Annotated in this window: 25 protein-coding genes and 1 tRNA gene; 14 read left to right on the top strand and 12 right to left on the bottom strand. The window is 45.6% G+C overall.

Annotation, left to right across the window (positions count from 1 at the left end; all coding sequences use genetic code 11):
- Positions 1 to 49: 49 nt before the first annotated feature.
- The 3 genes from infB to rimP all read right to left on the bottom strand — a co-directional run bounded on the left by infB (position 50) and on the right by rimP (position 5,366).
- Complete coding sequence (gene infB / locus GFS24_RS16035; RefSeq protein WP_253906497.1) at positions 50 to 3,571, bottom strand: translation initiation factor IF-2; 3,522 nt, start codon at positions 3,569 to 3,571, stop codon at positions 50 to 52.
- Between the two features lie 68 nt (positions 3,572 to 3,639).
- Positions 3,640 to 4,887, bottom strand: coding sequence for a transcription termination factor NusA (gene nusA, locus GFS24_RS16030; RefSeq protein ID WP_153660939.1), 1,248 nt, complete (start codon positions 4,885 to 4,887; stop codon positions 3,640 to 3,642).
- Positions 4,888 to 4,901: 14 nt separating this feature from the next.
- A complete protein-coding gene (gene rimP / locus GFS24_RS16025; protein WP_153660936.1) occupies positions 4,902 to 5,366 on the bottom strand; it encodes a ribosome maturation factor RimP in 465 nt (154 codons plus the stop codon).
- Between the two features lie 201 nt (positions 5,367 to 5,567).
- Here rimP and GFS24_RS16020 point away from each other — a divergent pair, with 201 nt between their 5' ends.
- The 3 genes from GFS24_RS16020 to GFS24_RS16010 are packed head-to-tail and all read left to right on the top strand — an operon-like array spanning position 5,568 to position 6,533.
- Positions 5,568 to 5,864: a DUF2752 domain-containing protein gene (locus tag GFS24_RS16020; RefSeq protein WP_173003096.1), complete on the top strand. Its 297-nt coding sequence runs from the start codon at positions 5,568 to 5,570 to the stop codon at positions 5,862 to 5,864.
- A 7-nt stretch (positions 5,865 to 5,871) separates the two neighbouring features.
- Entirely contained in the window at positions 5,872 to 6,225 is a 354-nt protein-coding gene (locus GFS24_RS16015; RefSeq protein ID WP_153660932.1) for a TM2 domain-containing protein, read from the top strand.
- A 53-nt stretch (positions 6,226 to 6,278) separates the two neighbouring features.
- Complete coding sequence (locus GFS24_RS16010) at positions 6,279 to 6,533, top strand: hypothetical protein (RefSeq protein WP_153660930.1); 255 nt, start codon at positions 6,279 to 6,281, stop codon at positions 6,531 to 6,533.
- On the opposite strand, the gene GFS24_RS16005 is transcribed toward GFS24_RS16010, so the two are convergent.
- Positions 6,534 to 7,151, bottom strand: a complete 618-nt coding sequence (locus GFS24_RS16005) for an HAD family phosphatase (protein WP_153660928.1) — start codon at positions 7,149 to 7,151, stop codon at positions 6,534 to 6,536. It abuts the gene before it with no gap.
- A gap of 129 nt (positions 7,152 to 7,280) precedes the next feature.
- Here GFS24_RS16005 and GFS24_RS16000 point away from each other — a divergent pair.
- Positions 7,281 to 7,354: transfer RNA gene (locus GFS24_RS16000), tRNA-Ile, on the top strand.
- Positions 7,355 to 7,399: 45 nt separating this feature from the next.
- On the opposite strand, the gene GFS24_RS15995 is transcribed toward GFS24_RS16000, so the two are convergent.
- The 3 genes from GFS24_RS15995 to GFS24_RS15985 form a co-directional block, all read right to left on the bottom strand.
- Positions 7,400 to 8,032 carry a hypothetical protein gene (locus GFS24_RS15995; RefSeq protein WP_153660926.1) on the bottom strand — a complete coding sequence of 211 codons (633 nt, stop codon included), beginning with the start codon at positions 8,030 to 8,032 and terminating at the stop codon, positions 7,400 to 7,402.
- A gap of 21 nt (positions 8,033 to 8,053) precedes the next feature.
- On the bottom strand, positions 8,054 to 9,214 hold the full coding sequence (locus tag GFS24_RS15990) for a hypothetical protein (protein ID WP_153660924.1): 1,161 nt from the start codon (positions 9,212 to 9,214) through the stop codon (positions 8,054 to 8,056).
- 162 nt (positions 9,215 to 9,376) lie between these two features.
- Positions 9,377 to 9,946, bottom strand: a complete 570-nt coding sequence (locus GFS24_RS15985) for a hypothetical protein (protein WP_153660922.1) — start codon at positions 9,944 to 9,946, stop codon at positions 9,377 to 9,379.
- A 291-nt stretch (positions 9,947 to 10,237) separates the two neighbouring features.
- Between GFS24_RS15985 and GFS24_RS15980 the strand changes: the two genes are divergently transcribed.
- The 5 genes from GFS24_RS15980 to purU all read left to right on the top strand — a co-directional run bounded on the left by GFS24_RS15980 (position 10,238) and on the right by purU (position 14,628).
- Positions 10,238 to 10,654 carry a winged helix-turn-helix domain-containing protein gene (locus tag GFS24_RS15980; RefSeq protein ID WP_216647435.1) on the top strand — a complete coding sequence of 139 codons (417 nt, stop codon included), beginning with the start codon at positions 10,238 to 10,240 and terminating at the stop codon, positions 10,652 to 10,654.
- Positions 10,655 to 10,782: 128 nt separating this feature from the next.
- Positions 10,783 to 12,723 carry a TonB-dependent siderophore receptor gene (locus tag GFS24_RS15975; protein ID WP_153660920.1) on the top strand — a complete coding sequence of 647 codons (1,941 nt, stop codon included), beginning with the start codon at positions 10,783 to 10,785 and terminating at the stop codon, positions 12,721 to 12,723.
- A 9-nt stretch (positions 12,724 to 12,732) separates the two neighbouring features.
- Complete coding sequence (locus GFS24_RS15970) at positions 12,733 to 13,221, top strand: molybdopterin-dependent oxidoreductase (protein WP_153660918.1); 489 nt, start codon at positions 12,733 to 12,735, stop codon at positions 13,219 to 13,221.
- 118 nt (positions 13,222 to 13,339) lie between these two features.
- Complete coding sequence (locus GFS24_RS15965; protein WP_153660916.1) at positions 13,340 to 13,780, top strand: SRPBCC domain-containing protein; 441 nt, start codon at positions 13,340 to 13,342, stop codon at positions 13,778 to 13,780.
- Between the two features lie 29 nt (positions 13,781 to 13,809).
- The gene (gene purU, locus GFS24_RS15960; protein ID WP_153660914.1) at positions 13,810 to 14,628 is read left to right on the top strand and encodes a formyltetrahydrofolate deformylase; all 819 of its coding nucleotides are present in this window, start codon (positions 13,810 to 13,812) and stop codon (positions 14,626 to 14,628) included.
- Positions 14,629 to 14,722: 94 nt separating this feature from the next.
- Here the strand turns inward: purU and GFS24_RS15955 are convergent, their stop codons facing one another.
- Both GFS24_RS15955 and GFS24_RS15950 read right to left on the bottom strand, forming a co-directional pair.
- A complete protein-coding gene (locus GFS24_RS15955; protein ID WP_153660912.1) occupies positions 14,723 to 15,064 on the bottom strand; it encodes a hypothetical protein in 342 nt (113 codons plus the stop codon).
- A 32-nt stretch (positions 15,065 to 15,096) separates the two neighbouring features.
- Positions 15,097 to 16,482, bottom strand: coding sequence for a histidine kinase (locus GFS24_RS15950; RefSeq protein WP_153660910.1), 1,386 nt, complete (start codon positions 16,480 to 16,482; stop codon positions 15,097 to 15,099).
- On the opposite strand from GFS24_RS15950, the gene pheS reads away from it, so the two are divergent.
- Genes pheS through GFS24_RS15935 form a run of 3 tightly spaced genes read left to right on the top strand, consistent with a single transcriptional unit; the run spans position 16,456 to position 19,395 of the window.
- The gene (gene pheS, locus GFS24_RS15945) at positions 16,456 to 17,490 is read left to right on the top strand and encodes a phenylalanine--tRNA ligase subunit alpha (protein ID WP_371730893.1); all 1,035 of its coding nucleotides are present in this window, start codon (positions 16,456 to 16,458) and stop codon (positions 17,488 to 17,490) included. The genes GFS24_RS15950 and pheS overlap by 27 nt on opposite strands.
- A gap of 49 nt (positions 17,491 to 17,539) precedes the next feature.
- Complete coding sequence (locus GFS24_RS15940; protein WP_153660906.1) at positions 17,540 to 18,382, top strand: 3-hydroxyacyl-CoA dehydrogenase NAD-binding domain-containing protein; 843 nt, start codon at positions 17,540 to 17,542, stop codon at positions 18,380 to 18,382.
- Between the two features lie 35 nt (positions 18,383 to 18,417).
- Positions 18,418 to 19,395, top strand: a complete 978-nt coding sequence (locus GFS24_RS15935; protein WP_153660903.1) for an NAD-dependent epimerase/dehydratase family protein — start codon at positions 18,418 to 18,420, stop codon at positions 19,393 to 19,395.
- A gap of 118 nt (positions 19,396 to 19,513) precedes the next feature.
- Here GFS24_RS15935 and GFS24_RS15930 read toward each other — a convergent pair whose 3' ends face one another.
- The 3 genes from GFS24_RS15930 to GFS24_RS15920 form a co-directional block, all read right to left on the bottom strand.
- A complete protein-coding gene (locus GFS24_RS15930; RefSeq protein ID WP_153660889.1) occupies positions 19,514 to 20,212 on the bottom strand; it encodes a hypothetical protein in 699 nt (232 codons plus the stop codon).
- A 4-nt stretch (positions 20,213 to 20,216) separates the two neighbouring features.
- The gene (locus GFS24_RS15925; protein WP_153660887.1) at positions 20,217 to 21,158 is read right to left on the bottom strand and encodes a UDP-3-O-(3-hydroxymyristoyl)glucosamine N-acyltransferase; all 942 of its coding nucleotides are present in this window, start codon (positions 21,156 to 21,158) and stop codon (positions 20,217 to 20,219) included.
- A gap of 421 nt (positions 21,159 to 21,579) precedes the next feature.
- Positions 21,580 to 22,284: a Crp/Fnr family transcriptional regulator gene (locus GFS24_RS15920; RefSeq protein ID WP_153660885.1), complete on the bottom strand. Its 705-nt coding sequence runs from the start codon at positions 22,282 to 22,284 to the stop codon at positions 21,580 to 21,582.
- 71 nt (positions 22,285 to 22,355) lie between these two features.
- On the opposite strand from GFS24_RS15920, the gene GFS24_RS15915 reads away from it, so the two are divergent.
- Entirely contained in the window at positions 22,356 to 22,943 is a 588-nt protein-coding gene (locus GFS24_RS15915; RefSeq protein ID WP_371730890.1) for a pseudouridine synthase, read from the top strand.
- A 69-nt stretch (positions 22,944 to 23,012) separates the two neighbouring features.
- Positions 23,013 to 23,888 (top strand): YicC/YloC family endoribonuclease, encoded by an 876-nt coding sequence (locus tag GFS24_RS15910; RefSeq protein ID WP_153660881.1) that lies wholly within the window; start codon positions 23,013 to 23,015, stop codon positions 23,886 to 23,888.
- Position 23,889: the final 1 nt, after the last annotated feature.

Genomic DNA, 23,889 nt, shown 5'->3' with positions numbered 1-23,889 from the left:
ACAAAAATTTCGGTTTTGGAGCGGGTTTGAGGCCCGCCCTTCAACGATTTTAGAGTGTTCTTTTTACTTCTACTTCTTCGAAACCTTCCACGATGTCTCCCACCTTCAGATCCGCATAATTCTTGATGCTCAAGCCGCACTCCATACCGGATACCACTTCTTTCACATCATCTTTATAACGTTTGAGGGACTGGAGTTCACCCGTGTGTACCACAATACCATCGCGAACGATGTTGATGCGGGTGTTCCTGTTCAGCTTACCATCCAGCACATAACAACCAGCGATGGTCACCTTGTCGAACTTGTAAGTTTCGCGGATCTCCACGTTGCACACCACTTTCTTCTCGATCTTCGGCTCAAGCATACCTTCCATGGCGCTCTTCAGCTCGTCGATCGCATCGTAGATGATGGAGTAAGTGCGGATCTCGATATTTTCTTTCTCTGCCAGTTTCGCCGCATTCATAGATGGACGAACCTGGAAACCGATGATCAGTGCATCTGATGCAGTAGCGAGCAATACGTCTGATTCTGTGATCTGACCTACGCCCTTCAGCACTACGCTCACCACGATCTCTTCGGTAGAAAGTTTCTGTAAGGAATCGCTCAATGCTTCCACGGAACCATCCACGTCACCTTTCAGGATCAGGTTCAGTTGTTTAAAGTTACCCAGTGCAAGACGGCGTCCGATTTCATCCAGGGTAATGTGTTTCTTAGTCCGGATACCTTGTTCCCGCACGAGTTGTGCTCTGCGGTTGGCAACTTCCTTGGCTTCAGATTCATCTTCATATACCTTGAACTTCTCACCGGCCTGTGATGCTCCGTTCAAACCAAGCAACTGTACAGGAGCGGAAGGACCGGCTTTTTCAACCCGCTGTCCGCGTTCATTATACATGGCTTTGATCTTACCGGAGTGTGCACCGGAAACGATGGTGTCTCCCAGTTTAAGGGTTCCGCTGGAAACCAGTACGGTTGTTACATAACCGCGACCTTTATCCAGGGTTGCCTCGATCACCGTACCTGTACCTTCACGGTCAGGGTTGGCTTTCAATTCCAGCAATTCTGCTTCAAGCAGTATCTTTTCTAATAAAACGTCGATGTTCAAACCACTTTTCGCAGAGATCTCCTGACTTTGGTATTTACCACCCCAGTCTTCTACGAGGAGGTTCATGCCGGCCAGTTGTTCTTTGATCTTCTCCGGATTGGCGCCATCTTTATCGATCTTGTTGATCGCAAAAACCATCGGAAGACCAGCTGCCTGTGAGTGGGAGATGGCTTCTTTTGTCTGAGGCATGATGGCATCGTCCGCAGCTACTACAATTACTGCAATATCCGCTACTTTGGCACCACGTGCACGCATCGCGGTAAACGCTTCGTGACCGGGGGTATCGAGGAAAGTTACTTTTTTGCCGCTGGCAGTAGTTACCTGGTAAGCACCGATGTGTTGGGTGATACCACCTGCTTCACCTGCTACCACATTCGCACTGCGGATGTAATCCAAGAGGGATGTTTTACCATGGTCAACGTGACCCATGATGGTAACAATTGGTGCGCGGGGAACCAGATCAGCCGGATCATCTTCTACTTCTTCATCATCGTCGTCCGTTGCATCTTCAATTCCAATAAATTCTACTTCATATCCGAACTCACCGGCTACCAGTTCTATAACTTCCGCATCAAGGCGTTGGTTAATAGATACCATGATACCGAGGCCCATACATTTAGAGATCACTTCCGCAAAGCTCACATCCATTAGGTTGGCCAGCTCACTTACAGACACGAATTCCGTTACCTGTAATTTAGCGCCTTCTCCGTTGGCAGTGCTTTCACGGCGACTGGCCATTTCCTGGCGTTTGTCGTGACGGCGTTTAGATTTGGTAGAACGACCACGGGAGTTACCACCCAGTTTGGCCATTGTTTCCTTGATCTTATTCTGGATCTCGTTTTTGTCGATTTCTTTATCCTTGTCTTCCGGTCTGCGTGATGCGCCTTGTCCGTAACCGCCTCCTTGTCCAGGACGGGGTTGACGAGCTTGTAATGGACGGCTGTTACCAGTACCTGGAGCACTTGGTGGACGATTGGCACCTGGAGCGCCGCCACCTGGACCACGGTTTCCACCATGACCTCCATGTTGTCCACCTCCGCCACCTGGGCCACGGTTACCACCTTGATGGCCACCACCTGGTCCGCGATTTCCACCTGGACCGCCTGGGCCACGATGTCCGCCACCTGGATGTCCACCAGGACCTCCGGGGCCGCGATTTTCGCGATTACCACCTGGATGTCCGCCACCTGGTGCTCCGCCTTCTTTAGCGAATTCACCTGGTTTGATGGGTTCAGGTTTCTTTTCTATAACAATGCGCTTGCGCTTGCGTTTTTCGTCTTTAGAGTTGTTAAACCCTTTGTTATTATCCCGGCGATCTTGTTGCACTGGCAAGTCAATCTTTCCGATTACCTTGGGGCCAGTGAGCTTGTTGGCCTGGATGTTTTCGATCACTGCTTTGCTGTTGTCTTCTCCTGATTCGTCTGTTGGTTCATTAGGAACGGGTGCTTGTGGAGTTTCCACTTTGGCAGCCGGCCTTTCCGTTCTTTCTTCCTTCTTTATCACTTTCACAGGTGGAGGAGGTGGCGGTGTAGCTTCAGTGGTTTTCTCTTCTACTTTCGCAGCAGGTTTTTCCACTTTCACTTCCGGTTGTTCCTCTTTCACTTCTTCTTTTACCTCTTTTTTCACGGGAGGTACTTCTTTCACTTCAGGAGCAGGCGTTTCTTTCACTTCCGCTACTGGTGCAGTTTCCTGCGGAGCGGGAGTGGGTTTATCGTCAGCAGTTTCAGCGTCGTCTTTCTTTTTGGCAGCAGGTTTTTTGGCAGTGCGGTTATCCTTGTTAAGCGCGTCCAGATCAATAGAACCCATTATTTTGGGGCCATTGATCTTAGGGGCTTCAGATTTCACTACTTCTTCTGCTTTAGCAACAGGTGCTTCCTCAACTTTAGCTTTCGGTTCAGGAATTGGTTCCGGTTTAGGTTCCGGTTTTACTTCCTGTACGGGCTGTGGTTTTGGTTCAGGTTGCGGTTCGGGTTTTGGTTCCGGTTTCGCTTCCTGTTTTTCCACCTTTGCTTCCGGTTGCGGTACCACTTTTGGAGGTGCTACGGGTTCCGGTTGGGGCTCAGGTTTGGCAGGGGCTTCTTCTTTCTTTTTTGCAGCGGTATCCGCGTCCTCTTTTTCCTTCTTCTTCGCAGCCAGTTCTGCCTCTTCCTTCTCCTTCTTTTTGGCTGCATCCAGCACGGTTCCTTTGGGTAAGGCTATCTGATCACTTTTCTTCTTGTTTGCCTTATCCTGTTGGAACTCATTCTGCAAGGAGTTATACATCTGGGCTGTGAGACGGGCGTTAGGAGATCCGAATCCGTCCATATCATAGCCCTTATTGGCCAGGAAATCGATAAGCGTTTCCTTTCCAATATTGAATTCCTTGGCCGCAGCCAGCAATCGCGGTGTGTTGTTTGTTACTTCAGGCATATCGTATTCGCGTCCTTCCCGTTTAATCCCCACCAGCCGGCGGAGTAATTCTTTTAACATTTTAACAAATAACTCAATTATCTCTGCAATCAAAAAAGCCTACCACCTGGGAAGGGGTAGCGGCCGGCTTATTCTTTTTCAAATTCTTCCTGCAAAATTCTCCTCACTTCATGTACGGTTTCCTCTTCGAGGTCGGAACGGCGTACAAGTTCTTCCGGAGTCAGATCCAGTACACTGCGGGCAGTGTCGCAACCTATGCGTTTCAATTCATCAATCACCCAAGCTTCGATCTCATCCGCGAATTCACCCAAGTCGATGTCGAACTCAGTTACCTCTTGTTCTTCGTCGCGGAAAACATCTATCTCAAATCCTGTCAATTCACAGGCCAATTTTATATTCACGCCTTTCTTACCGATGGCCAGTGATACCTGGTCTGGTTTAAGATAAACGGATGCATACTTGCTTTCATTGTCTACGTCCATACGACTGATCCTTGCAGGCGTAAGCGCACGTTGGATTAGCAATTGTATGTTCGCGGTATAGTTGATAATGTCGATGTTCTCATTACGCAGTTCACGAACGATACCGTGGATACGGCTACCTTTCATACCTACGCATGCACCAACGGGGTCAATACGGTCGTCATAAGACTCCACAGCCACTTTGGCTCTTTCGCCTGGTTCTCTTACGATCTTTTTGATCACAATGAGACCGTCGAAAATTTCTGGTACTTCAATTTCGAGAAGTTTCGCCAGGAAGGAAGGATGTGTTCTGGAGAGGATGATCAGTGGAGAGTTGTTCTTCATTTCCACTTTTTTCACTACCGCCCGCACATTTTCGCCTTTTTTGAAATAATCTGTTGGAATCTGCTCGGATTTAGGCAATATTAGTTCATTCCCTTCATCATCCAATAATAAAACTTCCTTTTTCCATACCTGGTATACCTCGCCTGTCACGATCTCACCTACCCGGTCAGCGTATTTTTTAACAAGGATATTCTTTTTCAGGTCACCAATCCGCGCAGTGAGCGTTTGTTTGGCAGCCAGGATAGCACGACGGCCGAAATCCATGATCTCTACCTCTTCGTACAGATCTTCTCCTACCTGGTAATCCGGCTCTACTTTAATAGCCTGGGAGTACTCGATATGCATATTGTCATCTTCTACCATCCCATCTTCTACAATGGTACGGCGGCGAAGGATCTCGAGGTCACCCTTTTCGGTATTTACAATCACGTCAAAGTTCTCATCTGAGCCATATTTCTTACGCAACAGCGTCTTAAACACATCCTCTAACACCTTCATTAGGGTGGGGCGGTCTATATTTTCCGCCTCCTTAAACTCGGTGAATGACTCAATCAGGTTAATACTAGCCATGTTCTTATTATTTTTTAAAACACGATGCACACCTTTGTGTGCTTTATTTCGGATAAATTGATATTTGTTTGTTTGATTTCCTTCTTCTTACCAACCGTTTCTTCCAGCAAGAGTTCTGTATCATTAAAACTCAGCAGTTTGCCTTCCAGCACAGTGCCGTCCAGCAGCATTACTTCCACTTTGCGGCCAATGTTCTTTTGGAACTGGCGCGGGGACTTTAATGGTTCGTCCAAACCGGGAGAAGAAACTTCCAGGGAAAAATCATCAGCCGGGAATAGGCCGGCGGCTTCCAAAAGAGGATATAATTGCCGGTTCAGCGATACCAGCTTATCAATGGAAGCACCATTGTCTGCATCTACAAAGACCTTTATATTGTTGGTAGGTTTAATCTTAATATCCACCAAAAAATACTCTGGTTTGTCCGCCAGTAGCGACTCCAGCATTTCCCGGATGGGTACTATCACTTGTTCGTTTGCCATACAAAAAAGAAGAAGGGGACTTTTTCGTCCCCTTCAATTGAATCATTTTTCCACTACAAAATTAGCATTTTATTTCATTACAAAAAGTATTTCTTCTAAATATAATACAGTGTGGGCCGCAGGAAAGCCGCAACCACACACATGTTGTTTAATCTTAATAGAAATTGTAAATGCCACAGGATTACGCTATCTTGTAAGGAGATGTTGCGTTATTTTCCCAAAATAAACATGGAACTGGTGGTGTGGGTGGCAGGCCTGATCTATCTGGCCATCATCCATCCCGGAGAGCATTTACCCAATTTTTGCCTGGCTAAATTAGTGGGCCTGAGCGGTTGCCCGGGTTGTGGACTGGGTGCTTCCATCAGTCATATTTTTCATGGAGAGTGGCAGGAAAGCTGGGAAAGTCACAAACTGGGAGGCCTTGTGTTGTTTGCCTTAGTCTTGCGGATCATTCAACTGATAAAACTTTATCATATACCACTTAAGCCTGTAAAATAAACGCTATATGAACAACTTCCATTTTGCCATGTTACCCGGCATAGACCATGAAGAAATTATCTGGCTGGAGGAACTGACCAAAAAATACGACGAGGAAACACGTCAGAAATTCCTCGTTATTTACCAGGGAAGACGCAAAGATCCCCAGACGATATTGATCACCTGCCTGCTGGGTTTTGTTGCCGTAGCCGGCATTCACCGTTTCCTGATGGACCAGATCCTGATGGGGGTGCTGTACCTTTTCACCGGTGGATTTTGCTTTGTAGGTACCATTATTGATGCCATGAACTATCGCAAACTTACCTGGGAGTATAACAAACAGGCTTCCATGGATGTTGCTGCCATGATCGGGCTTCGTTAAAGAATCCCTAAAATGGGGCAAGGAATAGGAGATACTGTTATCTTTGTGTGACTATGTTAGTAAAGTACCTTATCTATATATTCGTAGGCTGGATACTTTATAAACTGGTTTTTGATTTCATCATCCCGGTTTATAATTCCACCAAGCATGTCCGCCGTCAGGTGAAGGATATGCAACAGCATATGCGTGAGCAATTCGAACAGCAGCAGCAACAAGCTCCGCCACCTCCGCCTCCCCGTCCTTCAGAAACTGTGTCCTCCAAACCAAGGGATAAAGGGGATTACATCGATTTTGAAGAGATCAAATAATCACCTCCTGAAGATATCCAGAATGGTTTTGGGCGCCTGCAGGTGAATGGCCTGTATACCCAGTTCTTTCGCCGCTTCCACATTAGGGAGTGTATCGTCAATGAACAAAGTATGTTCTGGCCTGAGATCATTTTCATCCAGGATCAGCTGGAAAATTTCCTTCCCCGGCTTGCGAAGCCCTACCAGGTGAGAATAATACGTTCTGTCGAAAAAGGTGGCGAGAGATGAAATGCCCCGGCTTTTTTCCAGGATGGCATTAAATGCAGCCAGGTGGATGGCATTGGTGTTGCTCAGGAGGAATAAATTGTAATGCTGCCTTAATTGCTGGAGCAATTGCAGGCGGGCTACGGGATAATCCAGCAGCATGGCGTTCCAGGCGGTGATGATGTCTTCGCTCTTTGTGCCGGCTGGTAAATGCTCCTTTATCTTCTCCAGGAATTCTTCTTCGTTCACTTTGCCTGTTTCCAGGTCTTCAAACAGGGAATTGGCATGGAGTTGGGAGAAATGTTGATCGAAATCGGTGATGCCTAAAGCAGTGAATGCTTTACTGGTCAGCTGATAGTCAATATTGAGGAGTACACCTCCAAGGTCGAAAATGATGTGTTGGATTCCTTGCATGGTGTGGCAAAGGTAAGGGCTGAAAGAAAAAAGAAATAATTCTTGGGGGATTGACTAAAAAATATTTAGTTTTGCCGTCCCTGAAAAGGGCCCAATTAAAGTTTATATATATTTTTGTCCGAAAGGACTGGTCCTATAGCTCAGTTGGTTAGAGCATCTGACTCATAATCAGAGGGTCCTTGGTTCAAGCCCGAGTGGGACCACCCAAACAAAAAGGTTTCAGTATCCCTGAAACCTTTTTTAATTCCTTAAACCGGCGTAACAACCTCTTTCTTCTTTTTCTGCGGTGAACGTTTTGCCACATACAGGCTTTCGCACAACAGAGAAATGATTCCGGCAAAAAGCATCACCACCATACAGTACCCTAAGATCAGGTTCAGCAGGTTTTGCTGAATGGAATCTTCGGTCCACGCTTTTGATTTATGCTCGGGGCCGCCAAATCCTTCACGGATTAAATCATCGTCCGACGTAATTACCGGGTGTTTTTTCTTAAACTCCAATGCAGAGGCAGAATATGCATCTTTACTGCCTTTCACGTAATACGATACCGTATTGCTGTCGAAGCCTTTAAATTTGAACGTGCTTTTGATGAACAGTTGTGTGTAAAAGCCAACCGCCACCAGCAGGCATACAAACATTACGCCTGCGGCAATTTTTATGTTCCGCGCCAGTGTTTTTGTTTTTCGTCCTTTGATAAATAATGAAATGAGCAGGCTGATCACGAGCGCCAGCAGTGGAGCGAGTGATTCGTAATAAGCAGCCATTTCATCTATTTTCAGCAATTTGGTGAGTGCCTGCCCGAAGATGGTGAACAGTAGCGTGACTACAAGTACCCGCGCCCGCAGTACATATAGGATGGGATCTAATTGAAGTATAGCCATAAAAATGTTTGATCAATGCTATTATTCGTTCACAAATATTTGTATTTCATAAATAGCTGTACCCGGCTTATGCACAATCACACTTGCATCAACAAACACGGAACCAATGATGATGCATTCTTTGTTCGTACGCACATCCAGCACTTTTGTTCCGTAGGTAACGGCAGATAAATTAATGCTGCTGTAAGTTGCCAGCGCGTCACACTGAAGGTGCGAAGCTGTATACGCTTCAAGGGCTGGTGCGAAAAAACTCACTTTATAACGGCCTGTAACTTCGGGGCCGTCGGAAATTATTTTATTCCCTTTGCGTAATTGCACGCTTACCCGGAAAGATCGCAGCTTATTACCATTGGAAAATACAGGGTGATGAAACGGAATTGCATCGAAATTATTGACCATGGGGCCGCGCAGCGCATAGTGCTCTAAATTACCGGCATCCTGCGGTACAATAACCACTTCATTCGATAACGTATACTGCCGCCCAGGATATTTGAATTTTCTAAAAAAGTCACGCAAGGCATTGGAGGGTAATAAAAACGAAAGATCATAACAAATATCCATGAGACCGAATCGGTCAGCATCCGTTAATCTGGCGTTATTAATGCTGCGTGACATTATATTACTACAGCCGCTCAGCAGGTTAATGAGTTGGGTACATTGCACCCTGTTAATCCCAGTGAGGTCTAATTCCCGCAATGCAGCATACAACTGATTCATTGCCAAAGCCAGTGTATCCCCCGGCGCCCAATTACTAATATGATGAAGGCCGGAAAATAATATTATACAACTCCTGCCGGAAGAGTCCAATGCCCGCTGACGTTCCGGATCGTACTCTGAATCGTACTCAAAAGCCCGGAGCATGGAATTTTTCAGCGAATCCGTAACAGACGGCCTTTGAGGCAGGATGAGCTTATAGTTTTCCGGAATTGTTGGCATCTGCGCCAATTGGGGATTAAGCAGGTAAATCAATTCAATGGCAGATGCTGTGGGAAGGATGTCGTGATTTTTAAGTAAGTCGCTATAAATATACTTTTTTGCCGTTGCCATCCGCGCCTTCCTTTGCATGTCTTGCACGTAATCGCCATAACTAAGGCCGATATTTTCCGTGCTTTGCCGATTTACAGTGCAATGCATCAACATCAAAAAAGATAGTAATCCGCAAACGGACCTGATTAGATTCATAGTATCGCGGGACTTTACATGTGGGGTAATATGAATAAATATACCAAAAAAAACATCTCGTATGGGTTTCCGGTTTTTTCCTTTATAGATTATTAAAAAGCCACCCCCTGGCTTTTACACCAGAGGATGACCTTTCATGTCAAAAAGCAAATCAAACGTCTATCACACTGAGATATCCAGGCTTCCTTCATTCCCCGGAAGATCGGTTGCTTTGGCTCTGATCACAGCCGCAGTCAGTTCAGTATCCGCCTGCGTAACCGTGTACACCCATTGCCCTCGTTTAACAGGGTTGATCAATGCCTCGCCTTCTTCCAGCAAATTTCCCTGGTTATTGAAAATACTCACCTTCACAGAAGCTACCCTGAAATCATCTTTTGCATGAACAACGATCGTTGAACCGGGTGTGCGATTGTATTTGGAAGCATCGATCTTCTTTACGACCGGTGCTTTCAGATAATCCCTGAACGCCATGTTATAGGCAGTTTTTCCGGGAGGTGCCGTTTTCTGGTATTCCTTCTTTAGTTCTGCCGAAGAAATGGCGCCCTGTGCATACAATACCGCATCTGCGAATCTGTCGCGGGCTTCTAACTGTTCCGTTGTTGCTACCGCGCCTTTTTTGATGGACGGCATCTTTACGATATGCGTGTTATTTCCGCGTCTGCGGTAAACGAATTGTTTACCTACATTACCACTTGCACCGCGGACGAGCAAGTTTTCGTTTATTAAGGCCATTTTATAGCTTTTTAAAATTTGAATAATTAAGTTTTTACCTGTAATCCCCGCGCCAGGAGAAAGTTTCCCGGGGTGCTCCTCCCGTTTCACTTAAGCACTGCCCCTATTGCGGCGATCAATAAATCAAAAGTAGATTCATTTCTGTGGCCTCCAAAAACGAATGACGCGTTTTGACGCTTTTGACGTTTTTTGTTGATACTAAACTGATTCTCATTTCTTTATCTCTTATTCTTTTGCTTTCCTTGCTTCATCCTTGCTTTAAACTAGCTTAAACCCACTCCCAGCTGCAATATGAAGCATGGATTAAGCAAGGATGAAGCTACCATGGCGGATTCACCCAAAAATCTATACTTTTATACCATGGTAAAAACCAAAAACTTCAAAGCAAACGGAAGGATCTGGATCGATGGAAAAGAAGGCGCTTTCCTCGGTTACGGAAGAGTAGAGCTGCTTGAAAAGATACATGAACTGGGTTCCATCCGCCAGGCTGCGCAGGCCATGAAAATGTCCTACCGGCAGGCCTGGGAGTTCGTTAAACAAATGAACGAACAAACAGAAGATCCGCTTGTGTTGATGAATGTTGGTGGTAAAGGTGGTGGGCAAACGCAATTGACTGAAGCAGGATTAAGGGCAATTGAAGCGTTCAAATCGTTTAATACCGCTTTCCAGAAATTCCTCGATTCTTACAGCGAACAACTTCATTTTTGACCTTTCCAGCTCAAAAAATATGATTTAAATAATACAATTCGCCAAAAAGCACCTCCAAACTCCAAAAATTTCGATATTATTTATTTTACAAACGTCTATATTTATGCCGTTATTCAAAAAAAAGCATAATGAAAACACGCGCCCCGCTTCTGTTTATCTTTTCCCTTATTTCCTCCTTTAGCTATGCACAGGTCAATTTAGGAGAAGTTGTGATCACTTCCCAACGACAGGATTCTTCTTCTGTTATCGGCCAGAAAACGATGACCCAACTGCAACGCCTCAACGTTGCCAGCGCACTCAACTTATTACCTGGTATTACATTGGGAAATATAGGCCCGAGGAATGAATCGGTGGTTTACCTGCGCGGCTTTGATCTGCGGCAGGTGCCAGTTTTCATTGATGGCATTCCTGTTTACGTTCCTTACGATGGATATGTAGATCTCGCCCGCTTCACTACTTATGATCTTTCCAAGATCACTGTCAGCAAAGGCAATGCCTCTGTTCTTTATGGACCCAATACAATGGGCGGCGCTATTAACCTCGTTTCCAAACAGCCCACGCGCAAACTGGAAGTACAGGGAAATCTCGGATGGCTTTCCGGAGGTTATGATGGTGCATTAAATATTGGCAGCAGATGGAAGAAGTTTTATGTACAGGCCGGAGTGTCTAAGTTTCAGCGGGATTATTTCAAGTTGCCAAACGACAGCAAGCGGGAGAATTCCTATAATTCAGATGCCAAAGTGAATGTCAAACTAGCCTATACACCCAATGCCAACAGCGAATATGCCATTGGATATGTGAATCAGCATGGCGAAAAAGGAACGCCTGTTTACGCAGGAAAAGATACCCTCAATTCCCAATTCAAAAGCCCCCGTTTCTGGAAATGGCCTTACTGGGACAAGCAAAGCCTTTACTTCTTATCGAATACAAAACTGGATAGCAGCAGCTATCTCAAAGTGCGGGCTTTCTATGATCAGTTCCGCAACCGCCTGGAGAGTTATGATGATGCGAAATATACAACACAAACCAAGCCGTATGCATTCACCAGTTTTTATGATGATTATAGCGTCGGTGCCAATGCAGAATATGGCCGGGCGCTAAGTTCAGCCAACAGTATAAAAGCAGCATTACATTATAAGAAAGACATCCATCGGGAAAATAATGCAGGAGAACCTGTCAGGAAAACGTCGGACAATACTTACTCCGCCGGCCTCACAGATGAACACCAGTTTTCAGAAAAATGGCGTGCAACTGCCGGCGTTAGTTTTAATGCAAGGGAAAGTGATGGTGCAGAAGAGTATAACAGCACAACTAAAGTAATCAGCCAGTTTCCTGCTAATAAAAACAATGCGGTGAATGTACAGGCTTCCTTATCATACCAGCCAACAAGCTCCCGTTTCCTTGAAGCCTCTTTTGGACGAATGACCCGGTTTGCAACGATCAAGGACAGGTATTCCTATCGTTTGGGAACCGCTATTCCAAATCCAGACCTCAAAGCTGAGCAGGCCACTCACTATGAGTTAAAGTACAACGATGTTTCTATTGCACGTTTACGGATCCAGGCAGCTGTATTTTATAGCCGCATCAACGACGTGATTCAAATGGTAAATAATGTGAAGTTCGATACGGCTGCTTCCCGCTGGCAGTCTCAGATGCAGAATAAAGGACGTGCAGAATTTTATGGCGGGGAAGCTTCCTTCAATTACCAGATAACAACGGGATTAAATGCCGGGGTTAACTATTCCTATATCACCCGCAAAAACCTGGATAATAAAGCCCTGCACTTTACGGATGTACCGGAACATAAACTCACCGGTATTATTGGATATGCTATCAAACGCCTGGAGCTGAATGTAGATGGATCTTATAATTCATTCCGCTACAGCACCAGTTATGGTACTAAAGCGCCAGGCTTCTTTTTACTGAATGGCGGTGGCAGCTTTATCATTAATAAATACCTTAAATTCAGTGCCGGTGTGAACAACATCTTCGATAAAGAATACATGCTGGTAGAAGGATATCCGGAACAAGGAAGGAACTTCTTTACAAAATTACTTTTCAATCTTTAAATACTTTTTATGCTTACAATACTCGCCCTCTTAACCACCATGGCCGTAACTGATACTACGACCAACAAAGTAGCAGTTAAAGGATTGGTTGAACATTCTTTCGTGATAAACCTTTCCAACATTAGTCATCTAAAGCCCGAGACCCGCAAAGACCTCAATATTACCGGCTCCACAGGAGACATAAAGAAAACCTTCCGTACCTATAAAGGCGTAAGCCTGAAGCATATCCTGGATAGTGCAAAGATCAAAATGCCCATGCATAAAGAGAGAGGGAAATACTACATCTCCGTGAAGGCCAGCGATGGTTATACAACGATGTATTCATGGAATGAGATCTACAATAATCCCACCGGAGACAATGTATTCCTCGTCTTTGAAGTGAATGGTGCGCCGATTAAAGAAGATGGGCAATTTGTGATGATCTGTAGTAATGATAAACCCACAGGGCCGCGGCATGTGAAATGGGTAGAAGAAATTGAAGTCGGGAAACTTCCTTAAACAGCCTTATACATGGGGTTATTTCTGTCCCGAAATAACCCCTTATTTGTCACGTTTCACCCCGCTCCCTCACGCAAAAAGGCCCCATCTTTGTTATATAAATTAAACCCTCAAGATCATGATAAAGAAAACCTTCTCCGTTACAATCGATGCTCCACGTGAAATAGTATGGGAGCAACTCTGGGGCAAAGAAAGTTACCCTGTATGGACAGCCCCTTTCGCCCCTGGCTCCAACGTTGAAACAGACTGGAAAAAAGGCAGCAAAGCGAAGTTCATAGACGATAAAAACCAGGGAATGGTATCGGTGATCAATGATAATATTCCAAATGAATACATGTCCATCAAACACCTGGGGTACATTAAAGATGGGGTAGAGGATCTGGACAGTCCGGAAGTGAAAAAATGGTCTGGCTCAGAAGAGAACTATACCCTCAAAACAGTGAATGGCCAAACAGCCTTAACAGTAGAGCTGGATCTTCCGGAGGATTTTGGAAATCATTTTGATGAACCCTTTCCAGCCGCATTAAACGAATTAAAAAAATTGTCTGAAGAGAAATAGCGGGGGAAATTTTATACTTTCACCCCACTATGATCATCCTCATCCAATCCAAAGACCAGATAGGTCTGGTGGCTGTTATCTCCGGCATACTGGCTAAAGCTGGTCTTAATATTGTTTCTCTCCGTGAACACGTAGACAAAGTGGAGAACCGTTTCTTCATGCGTATCGAAGCAGAAAATGAAACGGACCCCATACAACTGGAAACCGCTATCCGGCAGGTACTCCCTGAAAATGCACTCATCACCATCAACCCGAAACAGGAAAAAAAAATAATCCTGCTGGTCACGAAGGAATATCATTGCCTGGGGGATATCCTCATCCGCAATTATTTTAAAACCCTCGGAGCAGAAGTTCTCACTGTTATCGGCAACCACACCACCCTGGAAGATGTCTGCAACAGGTTCGGTATCCCCTTTGTGTACATCTCCCATGAAGAAGAGCAGTTTGAATCAAAGATCCTGCAGCATGTAGAAGCCCTTGATCCGGATTACATTGTACTGGCCAAGTTCATGCGGATACTTACACCTGCTTTTGTAGCGAAATTCCCTGCCCGCATCATCAATATCCATCATTCTTTCCTGCCTGCTTTTGCAGGTGCGCAACCTTACAAACAAGCATTTCAAAGAGGGGTAAAACTCATTGGCGCTACTTCTCATTTTGTAACAGATCAACTGGATGAAGGGCCCATCATTGCACAACAGGTGATCCCGGTTAATCATTCTTTTACAGCAGCGGATATGGTGAAGGCGGGTAAGGACATCGAGGTGTCTGTGTTGGCTAAAGCATTAAGGCTGGTGCTGAACGATCGGGTATTTGTTTATAGGAATAAGACAGTAGTATTCGAATAAACCCTTGAATAAGAGAATCCTATTTACAAAAAGAAACCCACTCCCGCTCGTAGCATAAAAAAAGCCCCATGCAACAACACGAGGCTTTAAGAACTTAAGATTTTTTCTTGGGTACCGGAGGAGCTGGTGGCGGCGGTGGCGGTAATTTCACTTCATCCACTTTCTGCTCTTCAACTTTCACAACCTTAGGCGGTGTAAACTTCACCATTTTCGACTTTGGCCCCGCAGAAGAAGCAACATCCTTCTTCACAACTGGTGGCGTAAACTTAACTTGCCTGGCGGCAGGAGAGACATCATCTTTAACAACAACAGGCGGCTTAGCAGTCACTTCTTTCTGATGAACAGGAGGCGGAGGCGGAAGCTTCTTTTCCTGAGCCAGCAATGGGCTGCCGGCAACTAAACATGCGGCAACCAGGAGGGTGGTGTTTTTTAGCATAAGGAACGGTTTTGTACTAAGACGCAGCCTTCCTAAATTTCCATAAATGATTTTTCTCCCATCCCCGGCGCAATCTCAAAAGCAATATTCACCTTTGTCCCTTCGGCCTTTCCTTCCTCATCATACAGATCAAAGACATGGATATTGAATGTAGTATTAAACAATGCTTTATACAGTTCCACCCGCTCCATGCAAAGGCTCATTCCTTTGGAAGCATGTGATTCTCCCCGCAAACCATTTCCCTGCCGGCGGGATGATTGTTCCCGCCCTATCCCGTTATCCAGGATCTCACACATCAGCACTTCCTCTTTCAGCCTCCGCCAGTGAATTTGTAACTTCCGCTGCCCTTCTTTGTTCATCAATCCATGCCAGATCGCGTTTTCGAGGAAAGGCTGGATCAGCATACCCGGCACGAAGTACTCATCCGGATTGATCCCTTCATCTATCAGGATATTGAACTCGAAAGGTTTACTGGTGCGCAGGGCTTCTATCCTGAGATAATGTTGCAGCAGGTCTACTTCCTCCCGCAGGGAAATAAAGTTCTTTTCTGAATGCATCAATACCATGCGGAGCAGTTTCGCGAAGTTGCTCAGGTAATCAGATGCTTTATCTATTTCTTCTGAAAGGATGCAATTATAAATGCCGTTCAGGCAGTTGAAGAGGAAATGCGGGTTCATCTGGCTTTTGAGGGTCACCAGTCTGAATTCTGCCAGTTGTTTATGCAGCAGCTGTACTTCCAGTTCCTGCCGGCGGGCTTTTTCTTCTATTAAGGACCGGCCTATTTTGGAGGAACAGATGGCCGCGATCTTTTCCATCATGCCCAGGTGCTCTGCTGTATAGAAGTATTTGTGAGAATTCTCCGTATCGATCACCCCGATCACTTTCTTTTCATAGTAAATGGGCACTGCCAGTTCTGAAAGCCGTCTTTCATCATCCACGATATATCGTGTGTCGAGAGTGGTATCCGGCACCATTTCAGATCTGCCGGACAAAGCCACATGCCCCACAATCCCTCTTCCCAGTGGAATTTCTATCGGATCGCGGATCTCAAAACGATCCGGGTTCTTGGGTCCGTAAGCCGCTTTCTGGATCAGTACATTGCGGTCTTCGTCCACCAGGTAGATCACACAATCTTCCAGGTTCAGCCGGGAGATGCAGTTCTTGGCAATATCCCAAAGGATATCGTCTACGGTGTTCTTGCCAAAAAGGGAGGTGGTAAAATAATTGAGAGTGGCTTCTGTTTTAAATTGGCGCTTATAGCGCAGCATTTGCCGGTATACCCCAACAATCACCAGCGACAGAATAACTACGGTAATAATATAGACGACGATAGACATGGCTACAAAAACTCCCAAAAAGTACTCATTTTTATCCACAGCCACGTTATATTTGTGGCCATGGAGCAGATAGTGCAGCAAATAGAAGCATATAAGCAGGAGATTGCCGCTTTCAAGGCCAAAACGGCAGAGGAACTGGAACAATTCCGTATTAAATTCCTGGGTACAAAAGGTATCGTAAAAGCCATTTTTGGGGAAATGAAGTCCGTAGCCAACGAAAAAAAGAAGGAATTCGGCCAGGTGCTGAACGCCTTCAAACAGTTGGCAGAGGCTAAATACGAGGAATTTCAAGCTTTGAAGGAAGCAGAGAACGGCGCCGCTGGCGATCTGGACCTTACCCTTCCCGGCGAACCCCACAGGCTGGGTACCCGCCATCCTATCAGCCTGGTAAGGAACAAAGCTATCCGCATCTTCGAAAGACTCGGTTTCACCATTGCGGAAGGCCCGGAAATTGAAGACGACTGGCATAATTTCACCGCATTGAACCTGGCAGAGAACCACCCGGCCAGGGATATGCAGGATACTTTTTACGTACAGAACAATCCGGACTGGCTGTTGCGTACCCATACTTCCTCCGCCCAGGTAAGGACCATGGAATTGGGTAAGCTGCCGATCAGGATCATCTGCCCGGGCAGGGTGTATCGTAATGAAACCATCAGCGCCCGTGCGCATTGTTTCTTCCACCAGATAGAAGGACTCTATATAGCAGAGAACGTATCCTTTGCAGACCTCAAACAAACCTTGTATTACTTTGTACAGGAGATGTTCGGGGAGAACTTTAAAGTACGTTTCCGCCCTTCCTATTTCCCTTTCACCGAGCCCAGTGCAGAAATGGACATTTCCTGCCTGATCTGTGGCGGCGAAGGCTGTAATGTGTGTAAACACACCGGCTGGGTAGAAATATTAGGTTGTGGCATGGTCCATCCGCAGGTACTGGAAAATTGCGGTATCGATTCTACCAAATACACCGGCTTTGCATTCGGAATGGGTATTGAAAGATTAACCATGCTGAAGTACCAGATCAAAGACCTCCGGTTATTCTCTGAAAACGATCTTCGCTTCCTGAAACAATTCCAGGGAGTCATATAACTGAAGTGACAGGTTAAACGCCTGTCACTTTTTTTTAATCCCCCAACTAATGCTGAACACCATAGCAATTTGCGGAGCAGGGACCATGGGAGCAGGTATTGCCCAGGTTGCAGCTGCCGGAGGTTTTAAAACCATCCTGTTTGATACAAGGGAAGAAGCCCTTCCTAAAGCCATCGCACAGATCAGCCGGAACTTACACACAGCCGTAGAAAAAGGAAAACTGGATGCTGCACAACCTGCTGTTATCCTTTCCCGTATCCAAACGGTGCATGATGCACAGTTATGTATTGCCGATGTGATCATAGAAGCCATTGTAGAAAACATCCCGGCTAAAGTAGCCCTGTTCAATCAACTGGCAACTGTCAACCGGCCGGATACAATTTTTGCCACCAACACTTCTTCTTTATCTGTTTCTGATATTGCGAAAGAGATCATTCATCCGGAGCGTGTAGCCGGCATGCACTTTTTCAATCCTGCGCATCTCATGCAGCTGGTAGAAATAGTGAGTGGCAAAGCAACCGATCCTGCTGTTGCAGACGTATTGTATGCGCTCACAAAACAACTGGGCAAAACACCGGTACGTGTAAAAGATGCGCCGGGTTTTATTGTAAACCGCGTAGCAAGACATTATTACCTGGAAGCGATGCAGGTAGCATCAGACGGAACAGCAGACCTGAAAACGATCGATAAGTTGCTGGAAGCAGCAGGTTTCAGGATGGGGCCTTTTGCTTTGATGGACCTTATTGGAAATGATATCAACTTTGCCGTTACCACTTCTTTATACGAAGCGTTTAACCACGCTCCCCGTTTTAAACCTGGCCAGTTGCAGGCAGATAAAGTGGCCAAAGGAGAATTGGGTCGTAAAACCGGAAAAGGTTTTTACAACTATTAAATTACATTTGTGCCTTCATTAACACACACGCGATCATGATCCTGGTAACCGGCGGTACTGGTTTTTTAGGCAGTTACTTATTGCGGGCCCTTGTTAAGGCCGGCAAACCGGTACGTGCATTATACCGCCAGCAGATCCCTGAACAGATCAATGATATTAAAGACAAGGTAGAATGGGTGAAAGGTGATGTACTGGATACCGGCGCACTCGAAGATGCCATGCAGGGTATTGAACAGGTTTATCACTGTGCTGCCATCGTATCTTTCCAACCGGATAAGCGGGATCATATGTTAAAGGTGAACATAGAAGGCACCGCTAATGTTGTGAACCTTGCCCTCGATGCCGGCGTAAAAAAACTGGTACATGTAAGTTCCGTTGCTGCCATCGGCAGATCACTGAAGTTACCCGAGATCACGGAAGATATCCCCTGGGAAGAAAGTAAGAACAATTCCAATTATGCTATCAGCAAACATAGCAGCGAAATAGAAGTATGGAGAGGTATCGCGGAAGGACTGGATGCGGTGATCGTAAACCCTTCCATTATTTTAGGCAGCGGTTTCTGGCATGATGGCTCCGGTATGTTACTGAAGAATGCCTGGAAAGAGTTTCCTTATTATACAGAAGGCATCAACGGTTTTGTGGATGTACAGGATGTGGTAGATATAATGATCCAGTTGATGGACAGTAAGATCACCGGCCAGCGTTTTATCTTATCTGCAGAGAACTGGCCTTACCGGCAGTTATTTAATACGATGGCGAATGCCCTCGGCAAAAAGCCGCCACATATTGCCACCAAACCCTGGATGGCAGAATTAGTATGGAGACTGGAAAAAGTAAAAGGCCTGTTCACGGGTAAACGGCCTTTATTAACAAAAGAAACTGCCCGTACGGCACAGCTGAAAGTATTTTACAACAGCGATAAGATAAAAGGAGCCTTACCTTCCTTCTGTTATAAACCCCTGGAACAAACGATCACCGAGATCTCTAAAGCTTTCCTGGCCGGTAAGCAATAATCTAAAAGAATGCTGGTTTGCAACATAACCGCCAAGACCTTCCAGGCAGCTAAGCATTCTTCTCAAACTTAAAAGCCGGCCGCTTATGCTGCAAAGCAGCATAAGCTTAAACAACCTTCTACTTAAACAACAATGCTGCTATCGCCCCTGCTAAAGTTTGCTGAAGATCAGCATCTGCTCTTGCATTGATCCAGGCCTTCGGAGTTTCTCCCACAATAACTGCAGCAACCGGAATTCCTTTCAGCTGAAATTCATAACAGGTTTTCTCGTAACTGTTCCTGATACCGAAACGGTTATGTACCGTTACCCTGATCTCCTCAGCAGCTGAACGAAGTACACCCACTGGTTTGTTTTCGTTCAGCTCAAGGAAGGAAAGATTACGTTTTAGAATTAGTTCCCAGGTCTTTAAAGGCGATAACGCTGTTGCACCCACATGAATATACCATAGTGGTGCATCACCCGGTAAACCGTTCATATATTGCGGTAATGTACGGTTGGAAAATGTAATGGCATTTGTACTGAGCAGCTGAACAGGTATCTGTACATCCTTGCCTTTCAGGGTAAAGTAAAAGGCATCGCTCACCTGTTTGATCTGTTTGGCAGGAGAATGATCTGCTACCCCGTTTGAACGGGAAGAAGTATTGTATCCACCCAGCGAAACTGTTTTGGCGCTTAACCAGCCGTCTTTGATCTTAACGGCTAACTCATTTTCCGTGGTATAGAGATCGGGTGCTTTAGCAACCCGTTTTACTGTTGAGCAGGCAAGGAATAATAATGGAAGGCAGCCCATGATGAGCAGTCGGTACATCTTAAGCATAGTATTAACTGTTGATCTTTGCCCAGATCTCTGGAATGCGTTTTACCCAGGCGAGTTCTTTCTTCTTCTCACGGGCATCTTCTGTTGGCGAACCAAAATAGGTTTTACCTGCTTCCAGATCTTTCCCTACACCACTCTGTCCAAGAACAACCGCTCCCTTTCCAATGGTAAGGTCTTTCTGAACACCTACTTGTCCCCATAGGATCACGTTATCTTCAATGTGTACCTTTCCACCGATACCAACCTGAGCGGCAACCAGGCAATTCTTCCCGATCACTACACCATGCCCTACATGGATCATGTTATCAAACTTGGTACCTCTTCCTATGATAGTATCACCACTTACCCCTTTATCGATGGTACAGCTTGCGCCGATCTCCACATCGCTTTCAATGATCACCCTTCCGCAACTTTCCAGTTTGTCGTACATCACTTCCCGGTCTGCCCGTTTCTTGAAGTAGAAGGCATCAGCTCCTATAACAGTACCTGCATGAATGATCACGTTGTCCCCGATGATGGTATGATCGTAGATGGTAACGTTAGGGTGAATGATACAGTTCTCACCGATGCGTACATGATGGCCAATGAATACGTTAGGTTGAAGGATGGTTCCTTTTCCAACTACAGCCGTATCACTGATGGGAGTGCTTGCCGGAACAAAAGGACGATAACGTTTTACCAGGCTCACGAAAGCACTGAACGGATCATTGATCACCAGCAGTGCCTTACCTTCCGGTACAGGTACCTTCTTGTTGATGATGATAATAGTGGCGGCAGAGTTAAGGCAGGCATTGTAGTACTTCTCAAAGTCAACAAAGGAGATGTCTCCTTCCTCCACTTTATGGATCTCATTAATGCCGGTAGCCATCAACTGATCGTTACCTGTTAACTCCGCTCCTATGAGCGTTGCTATTTCTTTTACCGATATTGGTTTCTCAAACTTCATATAAACTTCGTTAAAGTGATGGCAAAGTTAGGGGGCGTTATCCACAATTTATTTTTGCGTGTGAATAAAATTTATTGCCTTTTTTTTCTTTTGTGATGAAATTCTTTTTAATATTGTGTAGGGAATTTTATTTCCCTGTACTTACTAACCCATTCACATAACAAGAAAGTCTGATTGTTCCAACGGTCAGACTTTTTTTATTGCCTCTACAACCCGCAGCAGCAAAGCGTTTCAGAAGATCATACTTTATCATAACGAAAGATGTGTGTTGTTGCGCTCATCTGTTTTGAAGGGATTTTTGCCGGAAGCAGGGTCAGCCGGTTTTTCAGATTTCTCCTCTTTTTCACCCTTCACCCTCCCTTTTTAACATAAATCTTTTCAAAGAAGGCTTCTTCCGGGCAAAAATTTTAACGAATTAACATCAATCCTGAAGATTAGCCATTTTAATGAGTTGCTGAAGGCGTAAGATGCGGATCTTTTTACCGGTAAGATCAATCACCTTCTCCTTCTTAAACTCAGAGAGGAGGCGGATTGCAGACTCTGTTGCAGTACCTACGAGGTTGGCGATCTCTTCCCGGGAAAGGGTAACGTTAATGGTTTGATCGTCCTCCTCCAGGCCATATGTTTCTTTGAGCGTAAGTAAAGTTTCAGCCAGCCGTTCCCTTACCGGTTTCTGTGAAAGGTGCGTGATCTTTGTTTCCGCTCTTCTCAACTCGCTGGTAAGTATCTGCATCATCTTCAATGATAACGCATTATCCTTTTGCAGGAGATGCAGGAACAGATCGCGCGGTATGAAACATACGGCACTATCTTCCAGCACGGTGGCAGTAGCCGTGTATGGTTCATTGCTAATGAGTGCTTTATAGCCGATGAGATCACCTGGTTTTGCCAGGCGTATGATCTGCTCTCTCCCTTCATCTCCTGAATGGGATAGTTTAACCTTCCCGGTGTTGATACAATAAATGCCATAAGGGTGTGCTCCTTCCTGGAAGATCTCCTGACCTTTCTTATAAGTTGCGCATTGTTTGGCATTGGCGATCTCTTCCATGTGCTCTGGTGTGGCAGAGGAAAATATATCGCTTAGATATTTGTTGCAGAACCGGCATTTTGTTTGATCGCTTAACATGTCATTCCCATAAAACCTCCAAGGATGGGCCAAAATTACTAATTTACAGGCCCTTAACCAATACAAGTATTGTGAGCCTTCACTATTTTATCGTGTACAAGCCTTATGAGGTATTGACCCGCTTCGGGAAAGAAGGTGATAAAGCCGTATTATCTGATTTTTTTAAGGTCCCCAGAGACGTTTATCCGGTTGGCCGGCTGGACTATGACAGCGAAGGCCTCCTGATCCTCACCAATGATAAATCTCTCAACCACCGCATTTTAGATCCCCAATTTGCCCACGAAAGGGAATATTGGGTACAAGTGGACGGCGCAGTTACCAATGCCGCCATTCAGCAGCTAAAGGAAGGCGTTACCATCAACGTAGATGGTAACGCTTACCGCACCCGGGGTTGTGATGCTTCCATCTTTACGGAGGACCCTTTTGTTCCGGACAGGAATCCTCCCATTCGTTTCCGCAAACTCATCCCGGCTCCCTGGATCCGTTTGATATTAAGAGAAGGAAAGAACAGGCAGGTACGTAAGATGACCGCTGCTGTTGGGTTTCCCACGTTGAGGCTTATCCGTTACCGGATTGAACAGCTGAGCATAGATGGTATGCAACCCGGCGATCTTATCGAACTATCCCGGCCGGCATTACACAGCGCACTCTTCAAATAAGCCAAATGATCCGGCATCAATCAGAAATATGGCTTAATTTAACTAGGTTTGTCACAATAAACAGATAATATGCTCAAATCCATGACCGGCTTTGGCCGAGCGGAGATCACCAGGGGAGAAACTACCATTGTAGCGGAAATCAAATCGCTCAATGGGAAACAATTTGAGGTGAACCTTAAGATGTCTCCGTTGTTAAAACCCTACGAGTTCGATATCCGTAACCTCTTGCAGCAGGAATTGCAACGTGGTACCCTTGATGCCACTATCAACATCAAACAAAACGGCGCCACCCGCCCCGTAGTGATCAATACAGAACTGGCCAGGTACTATCACCAGGCACTTTCTGCTATGGCCACTGATCTTAACCTTCCCCAGGAAGATATGCTCAATGTGCTGATGAAACTCCCGGAAGTAGTAACACCTGCCTCTGAACAACTGGCCAAAGAAGAATGGCGGGAAGTAGAAGGTATCATCCGCGCAGCTGTTGCTGAAATGGATGCACACCGCATAGATGAAGGCAATATGCTGGAAAAGGACCTCCTCCTCCGCATAGATAACATCATCCTCTATACTGATAAAGTACGTGAACTGGACCCTTTAAGGAAAGACCGCGTGCGTACCCGACTGGAAAGTTTACTGGCGGAATATGTAGGAAAGGATAATGTAGATGGCAACCGCCTGGAGCAGGAACTGATCTTTTATTTAGAAAAACTGGATATTACAGAAGAGCTGACGCGCCTCGCCAATCACTGCCGCTACTTTAAAGACATCCTTGCAGAAGCAGATGCCGCTAAAGGTAAAAAGCTGGGATTTGTGCTGCAGGAAATAGGCCGTGAGATCAATACAACTGGTTCCAAAGCCAACGACTCCGCTATGCAGCAATGGGTAGTGATGATGAAGGATGAACTGGAAAAAGCAAAGGAACAGGTACTGAACGTGCTGTAAT

The organism is Chitinophaga sp. SYP-B3965 (assembly GCF_009647655.1).
In the GTDB taxonomy this organism is placed as follows: Bacteria; Bacteroidota; Bacteroidia; order Chitinophagales; family Chitinophagaceae; genus Chitinophaga.
The sequence above is the reverse complement of the archived record's forward strand: the minus strand, read 5'-3'. Positions and strand labels throughout refer to the sequence as shown.

What these genes read in the sequence shown, in the direction of transcription:
- infB (WP_253906497.1), bottom strand. Translation starts at nt 3,571, where the DNA reads ATGTTAAAAGAATTACTCCGCCGGCTGGTGGGGATTAAACGGGAAGGA.
- nusA (WP_153660939.1), bottom strand. Translation starts at nt 4,887, where the DNA reads ATGGCTAGTATTAACCTGATTGAGTCATTCACCGAGTTTAAGGAGGCG.
- rimP (WP_153660936.1), bottom strand. Translation starts at nt 5,366, where the DNA reads ATGGCAAACGAACAAGTGATAGTACCCATCCGGGAAATGCTGGAGTCG.
- GFS24_RS16020 (WP_173003096.1), top strand. Translation starts at nt 5,568, where the DNA reads ATGTTGCGTTATTTTCCCAAAATAAACATGGAACTGGTGGTGTGGGTG.
- GFS24_RS16015 (WP_153660932.1), top strand. Translation starts at nt 5,872, where the DNA reads ATGAACAACTTCCATTTTGCCATGTTACCCGGCATAGACCATGAAGAA.
- GFS24_RS16010 (WP_153660930.1), top strand. Translation starts at nt 6,279, where the DNA reads ATGTTAGTAAAGTACCTTATCTATATATTCGTAGGCTGGATACTTTAT.
- GFS24_RS16005 (WP_153660928.1), bottom strand. Translation starts at nt 7,151, where the DNA reads ATGCAAGGAATCCAACACATCATTTTCGACCTTGGAGGTGTACTCCTC.
- GFS24_RS15995 (WP_153660926.1), bottom strand. Translation starts at nt 8,032, where the DNA reads ATGGCTATACTTCAATTAGATCCCATCCTATATGTACTGCGGGCGCGG.
- GFS24_RS15990 (WP_153660924.1), bottom strand. Translation starts at nt 9,214, where the DNA reads ATGAATCTAATCAGGTCCGTTTGCGGATTACTATCTTTTTTGATGTTG.
- GFS24_RS15985 (WP_153660922.1), bottom strand. Translation starts at nt 9,946, where the DNA reads ATGGCCTTAATAAACGAAAACTTGCTCGTCCGCGGTGCAAGTGGTAAT.
- GFS24_RS15980 (WP_216647435.1), top strand. Translation starts at nt 10,238, where the DNA reads ATGAAGCATGGATTAAGCAAGGATGAAGCTACCATGGCGGATTCACCC.
- GFS24_RS15975 (WP_153660920.1), top strand. Translation starts at nt 10,783, where the DNA reads ATGAAAACACGCGCCCCGCTTCTGTTTATCTTTTCCCTTATTTCCTCC.
- GFS24_RS15970 (WP_153660918.1), top strand. Translation starts at nt 12,733, where the DNA reads ATGCTTACAATACTCGCCCTCTTAACCACCATGGCCGTAACTGATACT.
- GFS24_RS15965 (WP_153660916.1), top strand. Translation starts at nt 13,340, where the DNA reads ATGATAAAGAAAACCTTCTCCGTTACAATCGATGCTCCACGTGAAATA.
- purU (WP_153660914.1), top strand. Translation starts at nt 13,810, where the DNA reads ATGATCATCCTCATCCAATCCAAAGACCAGATAGGTCTGGTGGCTGTT.
- GFS24_RS15955 (WP_153660912.1), bottom strand. Translation starts at nt 15,064, where the DNA reads ATGCTAAAAAACACCACCCTCCTGGTTGCCGCATGTTTAGTTGCCGGC.
- GFS24_RS15940 (WP_153660906.1), top strand. Translation starts at nt 17,540, where the DNA reads ATGCTGAACACCATAGCAATTTGCGGAGCAGGGACCATGGGAGCAGGT.
- GFS24_RS15935 (WP_153660903.1), top strand. Translation starts at nt 18,418, where the DNA reads ATGATCCTGGTAACCGGCGGTACTGGTTTTTTAGGCAGTTACTTATTG.
- GFS24_RS15930 (WP_153660889.1), bottom strand. Translation starts at nt 20,212, where the DNA reads ATGCTTAAGATGTACCGACTGCTCATCATGGGCTGCCTTCCATTATTA.
- GFS24_RS15925 (WP_153660887.1), bottom strand. Translation starts at nt 21,158, where the DNA reads ATGAAGTTTGAGAAACCAATATCGGTAAAAGAAATAGCAACGCTCATA.
- GFS24_RS15920 (WP_153660885.1), bottom strand. Translation starts at nt 22,284, where the DNA reads ATGTTAAGCGATCAAACAAAATGCCGGTTCTGCAACAAATATCTAAGC.
- GFS24_RS15910 (WP_153660881.1), top strand. Translation starts at nt 23,013, where the DNA reads ATGCTCAAATCCATGACCGGCTTTGGCCGAGCGGAGATCACCAGGGGA.